This is a genomic window from Acetobacter orleanensis, from assembly GCF_001581005.1.
Classification (GTDB): Bacteria; Pseudomonadota; Alphaproteobacteria; order Acetobacterales; family Acetobacteraceae; genus Acetobacter; species Acetobacter orleanensis.
In genome coordinates this window covers 154,540-170,452 of sequence record NZ_LHZV01000064.1, presented here as the reverse complement: position 1 = coordinate 170,452, position 15,913 = coordinate 154,540, and the positions used below count along the sequence as shown (strand labels likewise).

Below are 15,913 nucleotides of genomic sequence, written 5' to 3'. Positions count from 1 at the left end.
TGCCCCTTCTGTTTTTTTGCCTGAGATCGCTATCCCGTCGGCGGACGCACAGGCGCCTCTCTCCAGAAGTTAACCGCGCAGGGTCCTTTTGCCTGAGAGTTTCCGGGGCGGTTGCTCCTTCGGCGCCGGTGCAGGACCGGTCTCTCCCTCTGCGCGGTCAGAACCGTGACATCATTGCGCTAGCAAGTCAATCGAGGTTCCCGTGAGACTCTGGTAATCTTTACGCTTTATCCGCAGGCAGATTCTTTGCGATATAAGGCGGCAGATTGAATGCGCCAACGTGGATTTCAGGCGTCCAATACTGGGTTTTTCCCAAAATACCGGATGCCTGAGCACGAGCGCGCACGGCGGCGACATCCTGCCCGGCAGGGCTTGTGCCTTTGGAGGCAATGCCCAGTGTCATGAACCCGCCAACATAGGTCGGCACAGCCGCTACGTAAGCCGACACATGCGGGAAGAACTTTGCGCGGCGCAGGCTGGTTTCATGCAGTTCATCCGCCTGCATGAAGGGCACGCCACACTGGTTGACGATCACCCCCTCCGCCGTCAGCACGCGGGCGCAATGTTCATAGAACGAGTCTGTAAACAGGACTTCCCCCACGCCAATCGGGTCGGTGCTGTCCACAATAATGGCATCGAAAGACGCATCCGCAGCACGGGTCACGTAGTCGATCCCATCGCCAACAATCACTTCGGCCCGTGGGTCATGCCACGCATTGCCAGCAATATTGGGGAGAAATTGTTTGGAAAGCTCAATAACAGCGCCATCAATTTCCACCATCACGGCTTTTTCAACGCCCGGATGTTCCAGCACGCGCCGCAGCACACCGCCATCTCCCGCGCCGATAATCAGCACGTTGCGCGGGGCAGCATGGGTAAAGAGCGGCACGTGGGTCAGCATTTCCTGATAAACGAATTCATCGCCTTCAGTGATCTGCACCACACCATCCAGCAGCAGCACACGCCCGTGCGATTCGCTTTCAAACACCACAATGTCCTGAAACGGACTGCGGGTGCGGGCAAGTTCCTGTTTGACACGGAAGCGCTGGCCCCAGTTGTCATACAGGGTTTCTTCAATCCATTGATCGGCCATGATTTTTTAGTCCTGATTCAGCGGTCAGGGGCCAGAACATATGCTCTGGCCCCTGCCGGAAAAAGACACCCCACAGACTATAGCCGTGAGATGCTTACAGGGCGACGCGTCCGCGACGCTGTTCATCCACTTCCAGACGCTTGGCCTGAAACAGGCGCTGCATCACGGGAATCGCCAGATTGGGGTCACACGCCCCGCACATGAAGATATCCACGGCGGCGAAGTCACGCTCCGGCCATGTGTGGATGGAAATATGGCTTTCGGCCAACACAACCACGCCAGACACGCCGCCATTGGGCGTGAAATGGTGAAAATGGCTGTGCAGAATGGTCGCACCTGCCGCAAGTGCGGCTTCACACAGAGTGCGGTCGATCTTTTCAGGATCGTCCAGATTTGTGGCATCCCACAAATCAACCAGCAGGTGTGTACCTGCAAACTTCTCGCCATCTTTTACGACGAAGTAATCCTTACGATCATCGTCAGACGAGACCGGAACAGAAATTGCCTGGTTATTGCTCGGGTGTTCCGAGACCATCCCCAGTTGAGCAAGTGCGTTCATCGACGTACCCCCAAACCAGTAGATAGCCTGTTGGGCGGGATCGCCCCCTTGGGCCAAGAGCGCGAGAACTAAGGACTCGGCCCCCGCTTTACAAGCATTATCTTGTTCACATTTGATTTTTTTTAAAAAACAGCATGAAAACGCTTAAGCCTTTCTTACAACGCAGAGCTACCGAGCTTGATACTCTGTAGCTGCATAGCAAACAGGGCATCGCGCTCACGGCCCAAGGTCCGGCCTGCCAGCCAGCCTTTCAAACGGGACAGCGTGACCGAATCCTGCGCAGCGGCGGCATCCGTTGCCAAGCGGAGAGCCAGAACTTGCTGCGGGTTTGTCAGAACGCCCTCTTCCGGCAAACCGCGCGCCGCCAGACGGCCCACCACCAGCACGGCCTCCGGCCAACGTTTTTCTGATTCATACAATTTGCCGCGCAAATCCAGCCCGGCATCTGTTTCGTCCTGCGCCAGCAAAGAGAGGGCTTTGGCTGCCTCTCCCCGTTCAACCATCAGGCCAGCCATATCATACGTGCGCTGGGTTGCTTGGTCATCCGGCAAGGGGATACCCGCAGCCCGATCCAGTGCTCTTTGCGCCACATCTGGCCGGTGCGCATGCAAGGCGGCCTGTGCCAGCAAGTCGTCCGCTTCAGCCCGCGCGATAGGATTATCCTGCAACACCGTAGCCTGCCCAAGCGCTGCCATCGCTGCATCGACCTGTCCGGCTTGCAACAGCAGACGGCCATATCCGTCCAGAAGTTTCGCCTTTCCGGCACACTCCATGACATGGGAGAGATGCGAGGCAATCAGCCCGAAGCGGGTTGTTGTATTCAGCGCCATAGGCTGTGCGGCTGAAGGGGGATCTTGCAGGGGCTTTGACGGGAAAATCAGCGCCTTTAAAACGGCCTGATAGGCATCGGACAGCACATCCTGCGGGGCATCCGGCTGAGCCTGCACTTTGTCCAGCACCGCGAGAGCCTCCTGCGGTTGACCGGCCAAGGTTAGCGCGTGCGCCAGCCCAAGCCTGATTCGGGCTTTTGGTCCCGCAGGCAGGGCTGCGGGTTGGCCATCATTATCCAGCAACTTGCCATAGGCCTCTGCGGCCATAGCGGGGGCAAGCATATCCTTATCCAGCATCAGGCCGACCAGAGCCGCGCGGGCATAGGCTGCTGTCTGTGAAGACGAAGAGGCTGTCAGATTTTCCAATGCCACGCGGGCCGTTTCTGTCTGATCGGCCCGTGCCTGCACCAATGCGCGCGCGAGATCATACGCCGAATCATCCGGGAGGGGACCGAGCTGATCTATTGAGGCCGCATCGCCAAATTGCACTATGTAATTTGCAACCTGCGGTAGAATGAGCGCACGCACTGCGGCGGGGTAGGTCTGCATCTGCGCAAATCCTGCCGCCAGCAGCACAGAGGCCACACGGCTGCTCTGGCCTGCTTGCATCAAATACAATCCGCGCCAGACGCGCGTGGCCGACGCATCTCCAAAATAGGCCGTGTTCAGGGCTTCGGCCTGCCCAACGCGCCCAACCAAAAGAGACGCAGCCGCGTGCAGAAATGTTTCGGCTGTTTTTTCCGCATTGGTCTCCGCAGGTGCATTCTGCGGGGGCGGTTTTTCCAGAGTGCGCAAAGCCAGCCACGGCTTACCTGCGGCAAACGCTCTCTGTGCGGATGCCAGACGCGATACTGGTTCTGGCCCGCTCTGGGTGTTCAGCAGGCCAAGCCATTCCCGGTCCTGTTCCGCACCATTCTCGGTGTCTGCACTGGCTGTCTCCTTCTGGCCCACGGGAAGCGGCTGCAAAGCGACAGCATCTAGCACCGCACCTTCTGCGGTCCTGCGCATCATGATTTGAGGAGATGCCGCAGAAATTACGATGCCCTCCAGTGAAGGCCTTACGGCATAGCCCACCGCCTGCACCACCTGTGCAACACCGCCCGTTTGCTCGCGCGACGGCGCGATGAGCAATCGCCCGCCGGAGGCGGGGTCAGGGAACGTCACAAGACGTCCCGGTTGTTTTTGTGGAAAAAGCACAGCGCCCGGCCTGAGCACTGACACCACACCAACGGAGGGACTGGACGCAATGCCAGCCTTTCCAGCGGTTACTTCCTGCAAAAGCCAACCATCGGACTGGCGGGAAAGCGAAACCTGCGGATGCGTAGGCAGATGCAACCGGATGACTGTGGCCGTATCCAGCATAGTCACATCCGCTTGGGAAAATAATCCCTTGCCGGACACATGCAGCATAGCCGGAACTGGCTGATCTGCCACCACGATAAACTCTGGCCCGGACCAGAATGCGGCCACGCCTGTCTGAGCATCACACGGCAAAAACAGGCTGGCGTGGGGAAGGCTGGTATGGACAGACGTGTCCGCATGCGCAGAGGGAAGCGGTGAAAGACCAGTCCACGGAGCAAGCGCCTGCGTCAGTATCAGGCAGACCACAATCCTGCGCATTGTTTTCTCTCCTGACACAGGCTTTCCATATCCTTATGCCCCATAACGGCATGGGCACGTCTTTTTTGCATTTTTCCATATCCCTGACAAAAGCAAAAACCATCTCTTCACAGTATGGAAATAGTCTATAAATACCCGCACCTTCAGGACAAATAAAACTTCTATATAGTTTCCTTTATTCTATTTATCGTTTCATTTCATAAAGGAAATTATAAATATCTTCTTTTTTACTCTCTTCTTTATAGCCCTCCTCAGTATGCTGACGATATGCGCAGGGGCTGGTGATTATCGTCACCATCATCATGATGGGCTGCGACCGGACTGGAATAACGAGTATCATGGCCATAACCCGACGCCACCGCGCCCGATGCTGCGTTGATCTTCCACATCAGACCGAAAGCTTGCTGAGAGTTAAAACAGCCTTTTATATAGGAGAGCGGTGCCCAACCGCTCTGTCTGGGCTGATTTTATAACCTGTGAGTGTTTTATGCTGGACCGCATTACGAGCATGCAGGTTTTTGTAAAAGTTGTCACAACCGGTAGCTTTACGGGTGCCGGGCGTGCGCTCTCGCTCTCCCAGACTATGGTGACCAAACATATCAATGCGCTGGAAACCCGTCTGGGCAGCACGCTTTTTCACAGAAGCACGCGCAAACTTTCCCTGACGGAAGCGGGCCGACTTTTTCTGGATGGCTGCCAGAAAATTCTGCCTGAACTGGAAGAAATTGAACAAACGGTCACTGAACAACGACGTGAGCCCCGGGGCCGCCTGCGTCTGAATGCTCCGGTTTCCTTCGCAATCCGTTATGTGGCCCCGCTCCTGCCGGAATTCAGCCGCCTGCATCCACTGGTGACAGTCGAACTCGGGGTCAATGACCGCACGGTTGATCTGATTGAGGAAGGCTGGGATTTGACGCTCCGCATCCGCGCGCTCAGCCCCAGCAGCCTGCGTGTGCGCAAACTGGCGGATATCCGCATGGTGGTCTGCGCCGCCCCTGCCTATCTGGAGCGAGCAGGCACCCCAACCACACTAGAGGAACTCAGCCAGCATGCTTGCCTGAGTTATACGCTGGGGGAAGCGACCAGCAGTGCCTCCCGCTGGAGTTTTGGCAAACAGGGAGAACACGTTATCAACATCTCCGGCCCGCTCTGTGCCAATAATGGTGACGTGCTGCGTGAGGCGGCCATTGCCGGGCAAGGACTCGTCTATCAGCCTACTTTTATTGTGGCCGATGCGCTGAAGGCCGGAAGCCTGCAAGCTGTGACGCTGGACGTGCCGCCTACCCTCGGGCCACCTTTACACGCCGTTTACGCACCCGGCCTGACAACTCCGCTAAAAGTCCGGGCCATGATTGATTTTCTGGCTGCCCGATATGGGCCTGTACCGCCGTGGGACGAAGAGATGCCTTAGACATGCAACGAAGAGCCAGCGGCCAATCAGTCGGGATGGTTGGTGTGCGACGTGGCAATGGCAACGCAAACACTTACACGCACTCTGGCGTACAGATGCTCTGCTTAACGTCATTTTATAGTAATTTGGGAAAACCAGTTTTCTACCAATAAACTGGAACAATGGTGAGCCGGGAGGGACTCGAACCCTCGACCATTCGATTAAAAGTCGAATGCTCTACCGACTGAGCTACCGGCTCACACCTTGGTTCGCAAACTTTCGCAGAAGCCTGAGCCGCCGGACGTGTTTGCTGGAGGCTGTCTAAACGGATCATTCCTAGTGTGTCAAGCGATGAGGCGACATTCCGGCCAGAAAATAGGATTTTTCCTCATATTCCGGCTATGCGGCGATCAATCTCTTCGCTGTTTTTGCTCCAGCATGCAGGCCTGTACACGGCATCAATCATGGTAGGCTCCGAAACATCACGACACGCTATGCAGAAAATTTTCCCTGAGATCCGCGCAGGAAAAATCCTTTTTTAAGAAGGTAAATAGTCTCTCACCGCATAAAAAAAACGCGGCCCCCTTGGAGACCGCGTTTTTCAGACATCAGAAAGAAATTTCTGAAATCAGGCGTTTTCAGCAGAAGCCGGACGCATGCTTTTAATCCGGTCCGGATCTTTCACCATGCCGGAGCCACCAGCACCACGCTTGATTTTGTCGATATGCTCCATGCCTTCAATCACGTCACCGACAATTGTGTACTGGCCATCCAGATGCGGAGACGGCTCAAACATGATGAAAAACTGACTGTTGGCGCTGTTCGGGTCAGACGTACGGGCCATACCCAGCGTGCCACGCAGGAATTTGGCATCCCGCGTGAATTCGGCCTTCAGGTCAGGCAGGTCACTGCCGCCCGTGCCGGTTCCCGTCGGGTCACCCGCCTGTGCCATAAAGCCGGAAATAACGCGATGGAACGGCACGTTATCGTAAAAGCCCTGAGCAGACAGGGTGCGGATACGCTCAGCCGCGAGAGGCGCAATGTCCGGACGCAGGCGGATGACCACGCGGCCTTCGGGCACATCCATATAAATCAGATCATTTTTATCTGTGTCGGCAGTCATACAACTTCTCCTTGAACACTTGGGCACAGTCCCCGAAGGGCTGTTACCCCGCCGCCCGCGCCTTGAGCCGGGCGAGCAGGCGTTTCTGGGTGCCGGGGGTCACAAATTCGGAAATATCCCCGTGATACCCGGCAATTTCTTTCACAAGGCGTGATGAAATGAACTGTGTTCTTTCAGACGCCATGAGAAAAACTGTTTCAATATCCGGTGCCAGACGGCGGTTTACACCAGACATCTGAATTTCATAATCAAAATCCGTCAGCACCCGCAGACCGCGGAAAATAAGAGACGCGCCATGCGCCTTGACGGCTTCCACCAGCAAGGAATCGAAGGAGACGACTTTCAGTTCACCCCCCACCCGGCTGCGAATGGCAGGCAAGGCTTCTTCCACACACTCCACCCGCTCTTCCAGCGGCATGAGCGGATTTTTGCCCGGATTTTTCGCAACGCCAATCACCAGACGGTCAACCAGACGGGCAGCCCGCTCAATCACGTCCAGATGCCCGGTGGTTACGGGGTCAAACGTCCCCGCGTAAAAGCCTATGCGCCGGGGGGCAGCACAGGCGCTCTCACTCATGCTTCATCATCCGAAGAGGTGCTGTCCTCACCGTCTTTATCCTGCGATGGCGCAGACAATGCTGCTGGCGGAGCGGTGCCTGCCTCCGGTACGATTTCTTCCGTGCTTCCGGCGTCCTCATCATCCATCACCGGGAAAACGCTGGTCACACGTTCTTCCTCATTGAGGCGGAACAGCGTGACACCGCTGGCCTGACGGGACATGACACGCACCTGATCAACCGGCACACGGATGAGACGGCCAGCATCCGTCACCAGCATGACATCCGTGCCATCCAGCACCTGAAGCGTTGCCGCCACTTCCGTCCCACGCTTATTGGCGGAGAAGGTCATGTTGGTAATGCCCTGCCCACCGCGCCCGCTTACGCGGTAATCATACGCAGAAGACCGGCGGCCAAACCCACCATCACTCACCACCAGCAGAATTTCTTCCGCCTCTTCAAGCTGTGTAAAGCGTTCGGGTGTCAGCAGGGCTGTGCCGGATGCGGCCTCTTCCTCATCTGCCTCAACCACCGGGGTTTCGACTTCTTCTTCACCCTCAGCCGCGTTTTCGGCACGACGTTTGGCGTTAGCCATCCGCAAGTAGGAAGACCGCTCTTCCACCGTGGCCTCAACATGGTTGAGGACAGCAAGGCTGATGACTTCATCGCCTTCCGCCAGCCTGATACCACGCACACCCGAAGACCCGCGACCGGCGAACACGCGCAACGTCTCGTCCGTAATCTGGAAGCGGATGCAACGCGCCTTGCGGGTCGCGAGAAACACATCCTGCCCTTCCCGACAGGTTGCAACACCAATCAGGCTATCGCCCTCATCCAGCTTCATGGCGATCAGGCCGGAAGAGCGGATATTCTTGAAATCGCTCAGGCGGTTACGGCGCACACCACCGCTTGCCGTTGCAAAAACGAGGTGCAGGGATTCCCACAGTTCCTCATCATGCGGCAGCGGCAGCACGGCTGTAATGGTGTCCGACCCCAGATCCGGCAGCAGATTGACCAGTGCGCGGCCTTTGGCCGTCGGGCTTGCTTCCGGCAGACGCCAGACCTTTTCCCGGTAGGCTTTGCCACCGGAGGAGAAGAACATCACCCACTGGTGCGTATGCGCATTGAAGGAGCGCACCAGAATATCATCCCCGCGTGTACCCGCCCCGGTGCGGCCACGGCCGCCACGGTTCTGGGCGCGATAGACATCCAGCGGGGTGCGCTTGATAAAGCCTTCGCGCGTGATGGTGACAACCATCTGGCCGGGTTCAATCAGGCTTTCATCATCCTGATCACCCGCATAATCGGAAATTTCGGTTGCGCGCGGTGTAGCCAGCTCAGCGCGGGCAGCCATTATTTCTTCCCGCAGCACTTCCATGCGGCGGATATGGCTGCCGATAATTTCCAGCAGTTCATTAATGCGCTTCGCAACGTCAGACAGTTCGCCCTGAATCTTGTCCCGCTCAAGCCCGGTCAGGCGTTGCAGGCGCAGTTCCAGAATTCCACGGGCCTGTGCTTCCGTCAGGCGGACTTTGCCATCAATAATCTCGTTGCCGTCATCATGGATCAACGCCAGCAGCGGCGCGACATCAACAGCATCCCAGCTTGCAGCCATCAGGGATTCACGTGCGGTAGCGGCGTCCGGAGCAGCGCGGATCAGGGCAATGACGGCATCGATATTGGCGACCGCAATAACCAGACCAACGAGGATATGCCCGCGATCTCGTGCTTTGTTCAGGTCAAAGCGTGAGCGACGCAAAATGACTTCTTCACGGAAGGCGATAAACGCCTGAAGAACGTCCTTCAGCCCCATCAGGCGTGGCTTGCCGCCATCCAGCGCCAGCATGTTCACGCCAAAGGACGTCTGAAGCTGCGTGAAGCGATAAAGCTGGTTCAGCACCACTTCCGGCGTGGCATCGCGCTTGATTTCAATCACCACGCGCATGCCCGAGCGGTCCGATTCATCTCGGATGTCGGAAATGCCTTCAATCTGCTTGTTGCGCACCAGATCGGCAATGCGCTCCTGCAGGGTGGCTTTGTTCACCTGATACGGAATTTCCGTCACCACAATGGCTTTGCGGTCCTTCCGGATTTCCTCAACCTCGGCGCGGGCGCGGATAATCACCGCGCCACGCCCGGTGGCAAACGCACTGCGGATACCGGAGCGACCAAGGATGATGCCGCCGGTCGGGAAGTCCGGACCCGGCATATGCTCCATCAGTTCGTCCAGCTCCATCTCGGGCTTTTCGATCAGCGCGAGCGTCGCATCAATCACTTCTGATGGGTTATGCGGCGGAATATTGGTGGCCATGCCCACGGCAATACCGGTGGCACCGTTAATGAGCAGGTTGGGGAAGGCTGCGGGCAGAACCGTAGGCTCATGCTCGCTTTCATCGTAGTTGGGTTGAAAATCGACCGTGTCGCGGTCGATATCCGTCAGCAGGAAGGTCGCGGCCTTGGCCAGACGCGCTTCCGTATAACGCATTGCCGCCGGGCTATCCCCATCGACCGACCCAAAGTTCCCCTGCCCGTCAATCAGCTTGACGCGCATGGACCAAGACTGCGCCATACGCACCATGGCATCATAAATCGAGGCGTCACCATGCGGATGGTATTTACCCATCACATCACCGACCGCACGGGCCGATTTACGGTAGGGTTTATCGTGCGTAAAGCCGCTCTCATGCATGGCGTAGAGAATACGCCGATGCACGGGTTTCAGACCATCGCGCACATCCGGCAGGGCGCGGCTGACAATCACCGACATCGCGTAAGCGAGGTAGGAGGAACGCATTTCCTCCTCAATGGTAACGGGGAGAAGGTCAGAAGATACCGGCGATCCCGGCTGGTCAGAAATCTCGGTCAAGGTCCATCCGTCTTGTCATGGCCGCGCACCCTGCCCAAACGCCGGGCACGCCTTGAAATAGAGGAGGGCAAACATCGGTCTGCCCTGCGTTTTCCTTCTAGCACACAAAGACTGAGGCACCTAGGGGCTGTGCTCCGGGCTTGTTTTCCGCCCGCCAGCCCGCCATCCTGTCAGGCATTACCCTCTGACCTACGGAACAGGAGATAAATCATGCGCCTTCTTCTTGCCCTGCTACTGCCGTGGCTTCAATTCTTCACCATTGGGCGGCCTATTGCTGGCCTCATCTGCCTGATTTTGCAGATTACGATTATTGGCTGGATTCCGGCCGCCATCTGGTCCGTCTATGCGCTGAGCCAGTATGAAACCGATAAAAAGATTGCCCGCTCACGCCGCTAAACCCTGCTCGAACCGGCGGCTCTTGAGCGGACTAAGTGAGCCGTCTTGCATAGCGTTTCAATACATACTCTGTCGGTGTCAGCCGCCTCGGGCGACACAGACGTAAAAAAGGCCCGCCAGATCACACTGGCGGGCCTTTTTATCAGATGAACAGACAAATCGGTGTAGAGGCATTACCCTGCACACCGGCGGTCTTCACAGCGCGAAACTGGGTTTAACGCCCGGTCATAATCCGTTCGATCAATTGCGCAACCGTCGGCACAAAACCGTTGGCGTAGAACGGGTCTGTTGCAAAGCGCCACGCATTGGTGCCGCCAAACATCAGATTATGGTCCAGAACATCAGCCGCATTCGGCCCGCTGGCATGAGCGGCGGCCTGAAGCGTTTTCTGGATGCAGAAGGACCGTGGGTCTGCTTTGTGCCCGTTGCTGTAATCCGGTGCGCGCTGGCTCCAGTTGGAGAACTTGCACTCGGACAGGCAACCCATGCAGGCAACCTGATCGGCCACGATTTCCCGCGCCCGGTCCGGTGTGACAAAAATCAGCGTGGAATCCGGGGTGCGCATGGCCTCCGTAAAGCCCTGAGCCTCCCAGTTGTGAATACGCTGGAAATCTTCCTGCGCCACGAACACTTCCCGCTTGCGCGCGCCCACGCCATAGGACGCCGTATGGGCCCCCAAGGCTTCCGGCGAGAACGCCACCTGCCGCTCAGAACGCCCGCGCAGTTCCTGCAGGAAACTGTTGTTGACGGCCGAGGAGTAAAAACCCGTGGGCGAGAAGCGGTTAAGATAGACATCACCCTCTTTCAGGGTGAGTAGTCGGTCTTTCCACGCCTGCGGAATGGGGCTTTCCTTAGTCAGCAGCGGGCGGGTACCAAACTGAAAAACAATCGGCCCCAACTCCGGGTTGCCAATCCAGTCTTCCCATTCTTCCAGCCACCAGACACCACCCGCCATGATGATGGGGGTCTCGTCCAGCCCGAAGCTGCGCATGAGTTTACGCAATGCCGCGACACGCGGGTAGGGATCTTCCGGGCTAAGGGGGTTTTCCGTGTTGGACAGGCCATTATGGCCGCCTGCCCGCCACGGGTCTTCATACACCACGCCGCCCAGCAGGTCAGCGCTCTTGCTGTAAGCCCGCTTCCACAAAGCGTTAAACGCCCGTGCGGAGGACACGATGGGATAGTAATAAACCCCATATTCCACAGCAATATCAGACAGGCGGTACGGCATCCCCGCGCCACAGGTCAGCCCTTGGATGAGGCCTTTGGCCCCGTCCAGAACCCCCCGGATCACGCGTTCCGCTGAGCCCATTTCCCACAGGATATTGGCATGGATACGCCCACGGCCACCCGCGATGTCATGCGCAATTTCAGCCTGCGTAATACCGCCACGAATGGCGTAGTCCACCAGTTCTTCATGCCGGTCCCTGCGGGTCCGGCCATGATAGATCTGCGGGACCGGGTTTCCGGCTGCATCGTAACTGTCCGCATTCACAATGGAGACCGTACCGGCCCCGCCCGCTGCAGCCCATGCTCCGGCTGAAACGCCTGTTGAAACGGAAACCCCCTTGCCGCCTTCTACCAGCGGCAGGACGTCCACGCCCCCCATGCGAACTGCGTTGATCGCCTTCATAACTGTCCTATCGTCTTATCTGGCAAAAGCCGGATGCTGGTCAGAAATCGCCTGAGGGATGCTTATTCAGCATCCCGGCGAGGAGCACGTGCGGGCTTTGCCCCCACGGCGTCTGTCATGTCTGCACCCGTTTCCTGATCAACAACGCGCATGGACAGCTTTACTTTGCCGCGGTCATCAAACCCGATTACTTTCACCTTCACTTCATCACCCTGCTTGACAACGTCAGTCGTTTTACCAACGCGGCCCTGCGTGAGTTCGGAAATGTGAACCAGACCATCGCGTGCGCCCATGAAGTTCACGAACGCGCCGAAGTCAGCCGTTTTGACAACCTTACCGTTGTAAATCCGGCCTATTTCCGGTTCAGCCACAATGCCGTTGATGCGTTCAATGGCTTTCTGTGCCTGCTCGTCAGACATTGCAGCGATGGTGATGGTGCCATCGTCCCCGATATCGACCTTCGCGCCGGAATATTCAACAATCTCACGGATAACTTTACCGCCAGAGCCGATGACATCACGGATCTTTTCGCGCGGTACCGTCAGGGTAGTGATTTTCGGAGCGGTGGAGGACACGTCCGTGCGGCCTTCCGTCAGCGCCTTGCTCATTTCACCCAGAATATGCAGGCGGCCATCGCGGGCCTGACCGAGCGCGATTTTCATGATTTCCGGCGTAATGGACGTAATCTTGATGTCCATCTGCAGGGCGGTCACGCCCTGTTCGGTACCTGCTACCTTGAAGTCCATATCCCCGAGGTGATCTTCATCCCCCAGAATGTCGGACAGAACGGCGAAGTCTTCGCCTTCCTTAATCAGACCCATGGCAATACCGGCCACAGGGCGCTTCAGCGGCACACCGGCGTCCATCAGAGCCAGAGAGGAGCCGCAGACGGTCGCCATGGAGGACGAGCCGTTGCTTTCCGTAATTTCAGACACCACGCGCAGCGTGTACGGAAACTCCTGACGGCTCGGCAGCAGCGGGTTGATAGCGCGCCATGCCAGCTTGCCATGCCCGATTTCACGACGGCCCGGAGACCCAATACGACCGCACTCGCCCACAGAGAAGGGGGGGAAGTTGTAGTGCAGCATGAAGTTGGTGCGATATTCGCCCTGAAGCGCATCAATCACCTGTTCATCCTGCCCGGTGCCCAGCGTGGTCACAACCAGCGCCTGCGTTTCACCACGGGTGAACAGGGAAGAGCCATGCGCGCGCGGCAGGATGCCGACTTCAGACACGATCGGACGCACCGTGACCAGATCACGCCCGTCAATACGCATACCGGTCTTGAGCACAGACGTACGGACCACGTCGGCTTCCAGATCCTTCAGCATCGGCTTGGCAGCGGCCACATCCAGCTCTTCTTCAGCCAGTTTGGCCAGAATCGCTTCCTTGGCAGCGCCGATCTTTTCGTAACGGGCCTGCTTCTTCTTTTCCTTGTAAGCATCAGCAATCAGCTTACGACCGACTTTGTCGATCCGGGTGCGGAGCTTCTGCGTTTCCTTGGATTCTTCCGGCAGATCCCACGGTGCTTTTGCCGCGTGTTCAGCCAGAGAAATAATGGCTTCGATCACCGGCTGGAAAGCCTTATGACCGAACGTCACGGCTTCCAGCATCACATCTTCAGACAGTTCGGACGCTTCGGATTCAACCATCAGCACGCCTTCTTCCGTGCCCGCCACGACCAGATCCAGAGCAGCATCCGCCATCTGTTCCAGTGTGGGGTTCAGGATGAACGCACCGTCCTTGAAGCCAACGCGGGCGACACCAACCGGGCCGAAGAACGGAATACCGGAGAGTGTCAGCGCAGCGGAACAGCCGATCAGCGCCGGGATGGAGGGGTCATTTTCCATGTCGTGCGTCAGCACGGTGGCAATGACCTGCACCTCGTTCCGGAAACCTTCCGGGAACAGCGGACGCAGCGGACGGTCGATCAGACGGGAGACGAGGGTTTCGTTCTCGGACGGACGACCTTCACGCTTGAAGAAGCCACCGGGGATCTTGCCCGCAGCGTAGGCTTTTTCCTGATAATTCACAGTCAGCGGGAAGAAGTCCTGCCCCGGCTTGACTGATTTCGCACCTACAGCGGTACACAGCACAACGGTTTCACCATAGGTGACAACCACGGCGCCATCGGCCTGACGGGCGATTTTGCCGGTTTCCAGCACCAGCGGGCGGCCGCCCCATTCGATTTCTTTACGGTAGTAATTGAACATTCAGTTCTGCCTTACATTTTACTCAAGGCCACACGAACAGGCGGGGGAGAACCGAAGGAGCGGACAGCGCCTCGGACGGCATGGTGACTGGTGGCAAAACCACCCAGGCGCCATGTGGTCGGAAACGCCGTGGCCCGCCGGGATCATGATCCCGCACTCAGACCTGTGGCCATTTACTATTTTCAAACGCAAAAACCAGCATGGTTTCCGCGCGTAGGGCCATCATCACACAATAGCCCCAAAAAGGGAAAGGGTGCGGCTTGCGGTCTAACCGCGTGCGCGCACCCTTTACACCTTAACTCTGGTCTTAGCGACGCAGGCCGAGACGACCGATCAGCGTTTCGTAGCGGCTCTGGCTCTTACGACGCAGGTAGTCGAGCAGGCTGCGACGACGACCAACGAGGATGAGCAGACCACGGCGAGAATGGAAATCCTTCGCGTGGGTTTTCAGATGCTCGGTCAGGTTAACAATGCGCTCAGTCAGAATTGCAACCTGCACTTCCGGTGAACCCGTATCCGTGGGGGTGGTCTGGTATTCACTGATAACTGCGGTGCGGCGTTCTGCGGTAATCGACATCACTGTCTCCATACAAAGAAGGTTCTAGAGAATCCGTACAGGGCGCAGGAAACCGTCTTCCCGACGGCAAAGGCCCAATACGCGCCCCCCTTCCATGGCCCGAATAGGTGCGTCTTCATCATCAATCTGAGGGAGACGATCCATCAGATCGACAAGGCTGAGCGCCTGTCCGTGCAACAAGGACACTGCTTCATCTTTGGTCAGGGCCACCGCCGGGATGTCGGCCAGCGCGGTCGAGACCGGACGCAGCAGTTCCGGTGAGGCATGGGGGTTTTCGTCGTTTAGGACAATTTTGTCCAGAACAATCGCATCAGCTTCCGTAAAAGGCCCCACACGCAGGCGGCGCAGCGCGGTTATGTGGCCCACAGTGCCGCAGGCCAGCGCCACATCCCGCGCGAGCGCGCGCATGTACACACCCTTGCCGGATTCGACCTCGAAAATGGCCGTATCCGCATCGGGCCGCTCAATCAGTTCAAACCGGTCAACCCGCGCAGGGCGCGGCGGCAATTCTGGCGGACGGCCCTCCCGCGCCATATCATAAGCCCGTTCCCCCGCCACCTTTAACGCGGAAAAGACCGGAGGCACCTGCATGATATCCCCCGTCAGCGCCGGGAGGGCTGCCCGCAGTTCATCATCCGTCGGGCGCACGTCAGAGACCTCTGTTACGTTGCCATCGGCATCGTCACTGTCCCGGGCCTCGCCCAGCTTGAGCGTGAAGCGGTAGATTTTGGTGCCATCCATAATATACGGCACGGTTTTGGTGGCCGCGCCAAAGGCTAGAGGCAGCAGACCTGTGGCCAGAGGGTCCAGTGTGCCGCCGTGCCCGACCTTCTGCGCATCAAAAATGCGTTTGGCCCGACCTACCATCTGGGTAGAGGTCACCCCGGAAGGTTTGTCGATCACCAGCCAGCCATCCAGAGGGCGGCCACGTCTGCGTCGCATGGGGAACTCCCGTCGTAAAATTTAGAAAACCGGTGAGAACACCAGTCAAAGCATGGCTGCATCTAGCGGACCCTCAGCCCCGCCGCAATGGCCGCCCGCTGCCAGCTCTTCTCC

General features: G+C 57.7%; 13 protein-coding genes, 1 tRNA gene and 1 riboswitch. Of the genes, 3 read left to right on the top strand and 11 right to left on the bottom strand.

Translation table 11 applies throughout. The features are described 5' to 3' along the window. Positions 1-70: 70 nt before the first annotated feature. A riboswitch (glycine riboswitch) is annotated at positions 71-160 on the bottom strand. 60 nt (positions 161-220) lie between these two features. The 3 genes from speE to AD949_RS09885 all read right to left on the bottom strand — a co-directional run bounded on the left by speE (position 221) and on the right by AD949_RS09885 (position 4,102). Further along, entirely contained in the window at positions 221-1,093 is an 873-nt protein-coding gene (speE, locus tag AD949_RS09895; RefSeq protein ID WP_048835073.1) for a polyamine aminopropyltransferase, read from the bottom strand. Between the two features lie 94 nt (positions 1,094-1,187). Then, positions 1,188-1,652, bottom strand: coding sequence for an adenosylmethionine decarboxylase (gene speD / locus AD949_RS09890; RefSeq protein ID WP_025825026.1), 465 nt, complete (start codon positions 1,650-1,652; stop codon positions 1,188-1,190). Between the two features lie 155 nt (positions 1,653-1,807). Beyond that, positions 1,808-4,102, bottom strand: a complete 2,295-nt coding sequence (locus tag AD949_RS09885) for a tetratricopeptide repeat protein (RefSeq protein ID WP_048835072.1) — start codon at positions 4,100-4,102, stop codon at positions 1,808-1,810. 256 nt (positions 4,103-4,358) lie between these two features. Between AD949_RS09885 and AD949_RS14640 the strand changes: the two genes are divergently transcribed. After that, positions 4,359-4,481: a hypothetical protein gene (locus AD949_RS14640; RefSeq protein ID WP_257007555.1), complete on the top strand. Its 123-nt coding sequence runs from the start codon at positions 4,359-4,361 to the stop codon at positions 4,479-4,481. A 108-nt stretch (positions 4,482-4,589) separates the two neighbouring features. Continuing rightward, positions 4,590-5,513: a LysR family transcriptional regulator gene (locus tag AD949_RS09880; RefSeq protein ID WP_048835071.1), complete on the top strand. Its 924-nt coding sequence runs from the start codon at positions 4,590-4,592 to the stop codon at positions 5,511-5,513. A gap of 162 nt (positions 5,514-5,675) precedes the next feature. On the opposite strand, the gene AD949_RS09875 is transcribed toward AD949_RS09880, so the two are convergent. The 4 genes from AD949_RS09875 to gyrA all read right to left on the bottom strand — a co-directional run bounded on the left by AD949_RS09875 (position 5,676) and on the right by gyrA (position 10,038). Next, positions 5,676-5,751 (bottom strand) — tRNA-Lys (locus tag AD949_RS09875). A gap of 369 nt (positions 5,752-6,120) precedes the next feature. Continuing rightward, complete coding sequence (locus AD949_RS09870; protein ID WP_048835070.1) at positions 6,121-6,615, bottom strand: peptidylprolyl isomerase; 495 nt, start codon at positions 6,613-6,615, stop codon at positions 6,121-6,123. Positions 6,616-6,658: 43 nt separating this feature from the next. Continuing rightward, positions 6,659-7,192, bottom strand: coding sequence for a pantetheine-phosphate adenylyltransferase (coaD, locus tag AD949_RS09865; RefSeq protein ID WP_048835069.1), 534 nt, complete (start codon positions 7,190-7,192; stop codon positions 6,659-6,661). After that, on the bottom strand, positions 7,189-10,038 hold the full coding sequence (gyrA, locus tag AD949_RS09860; protein ID WP_048835068.1) for a DNA gyrase subunit A: 2,850 nt from the start codon (positions 10,036-10,038) through the stop codon (positions 7,189-7,191). The genes coaD and gyrA overlap by 4 nt, the downstream gene beginning before the upstream one ends. Before the next feature lie 210 nt (positions 10,039-10,248). Here gyrA and AD949_RS09855 point away from each other — a divergent pair, with 210 nt between their 5' ends. Next, the gene (locus tag AD949_RS09855; RefSeq protein WP_048835067.1) at positions 10,249-10,434 is read left to right on the top strand and encodes a YqaE/Pmp3 family membrane protein; all 186 of its coding nucleotides are present in this window, start codon (positions 10,249-10,251) and stop codon (positions 10,432-10,434) included. A 214-nt stretch (positions 10,435-10,648) separates the two neighbouring features. Here AD949_RS09855 and AD949_RS09850 read toward each other — a convergent pair whose 3' ends face one another. From AD949_RS09850 to truB, 4 genes are all read right to left on the bottom strand, one after another. Next, positions 10,649-12,067 (bottom strand): NAD(P)H-dependent flavin oxidoreductase, encoded by a 1,419-nt coding sequence (locus AD949_RS09850; protein ID WP_048835066.1) that lies wholly within the window; start codon positions 12,065-12,067, stop codon positions 10,649-10,651. 62 nt (positions 12,068-12,129) lie between these two features. Then, positions 12,130-14,280 (bottom strand): polyribonucleotide nucleotidyltransferase, encoded by a 2,151-nt coding sequence (gene pnp / locus AD949_RS09845; protein WP_048835065.1) that lies wholly within the window; start codon positions 14,278-14,280, stop codon positions 12,130-12,132. A 307-nt stretch (positions 14,281-14,587) separates the two neighbouring features. Beyond that, the gene (rpsO, locus tag AD949_RS09840) at positions 14,588-14,857 is read right to left on the bottom strand and encodes a 30S ribosomal protein S15 (protein ID WP_043549310.1); all 270 of its coding nucleotides are present in this window, start codon (positions 14,855-14,857) and stop codon (positions 14,588-14,590) included. A 24-nt stretch (positions 14,858-14,881) separates the two neighbouring features. Continuing rightward, on the bottom strand, positions 14,882-15,799 hold the full coding sequence (gene truB / locus AD949_RS09835; protein WP_048835064.1) for a tRNA pseudouridine(55) synthase TruB: 918 nt from the start codon (positions 15,797-15,799) through the stop codon (positions 14,882-14,884). Positions 15,800-15,913: the final 114 nt, after the last annotated feature.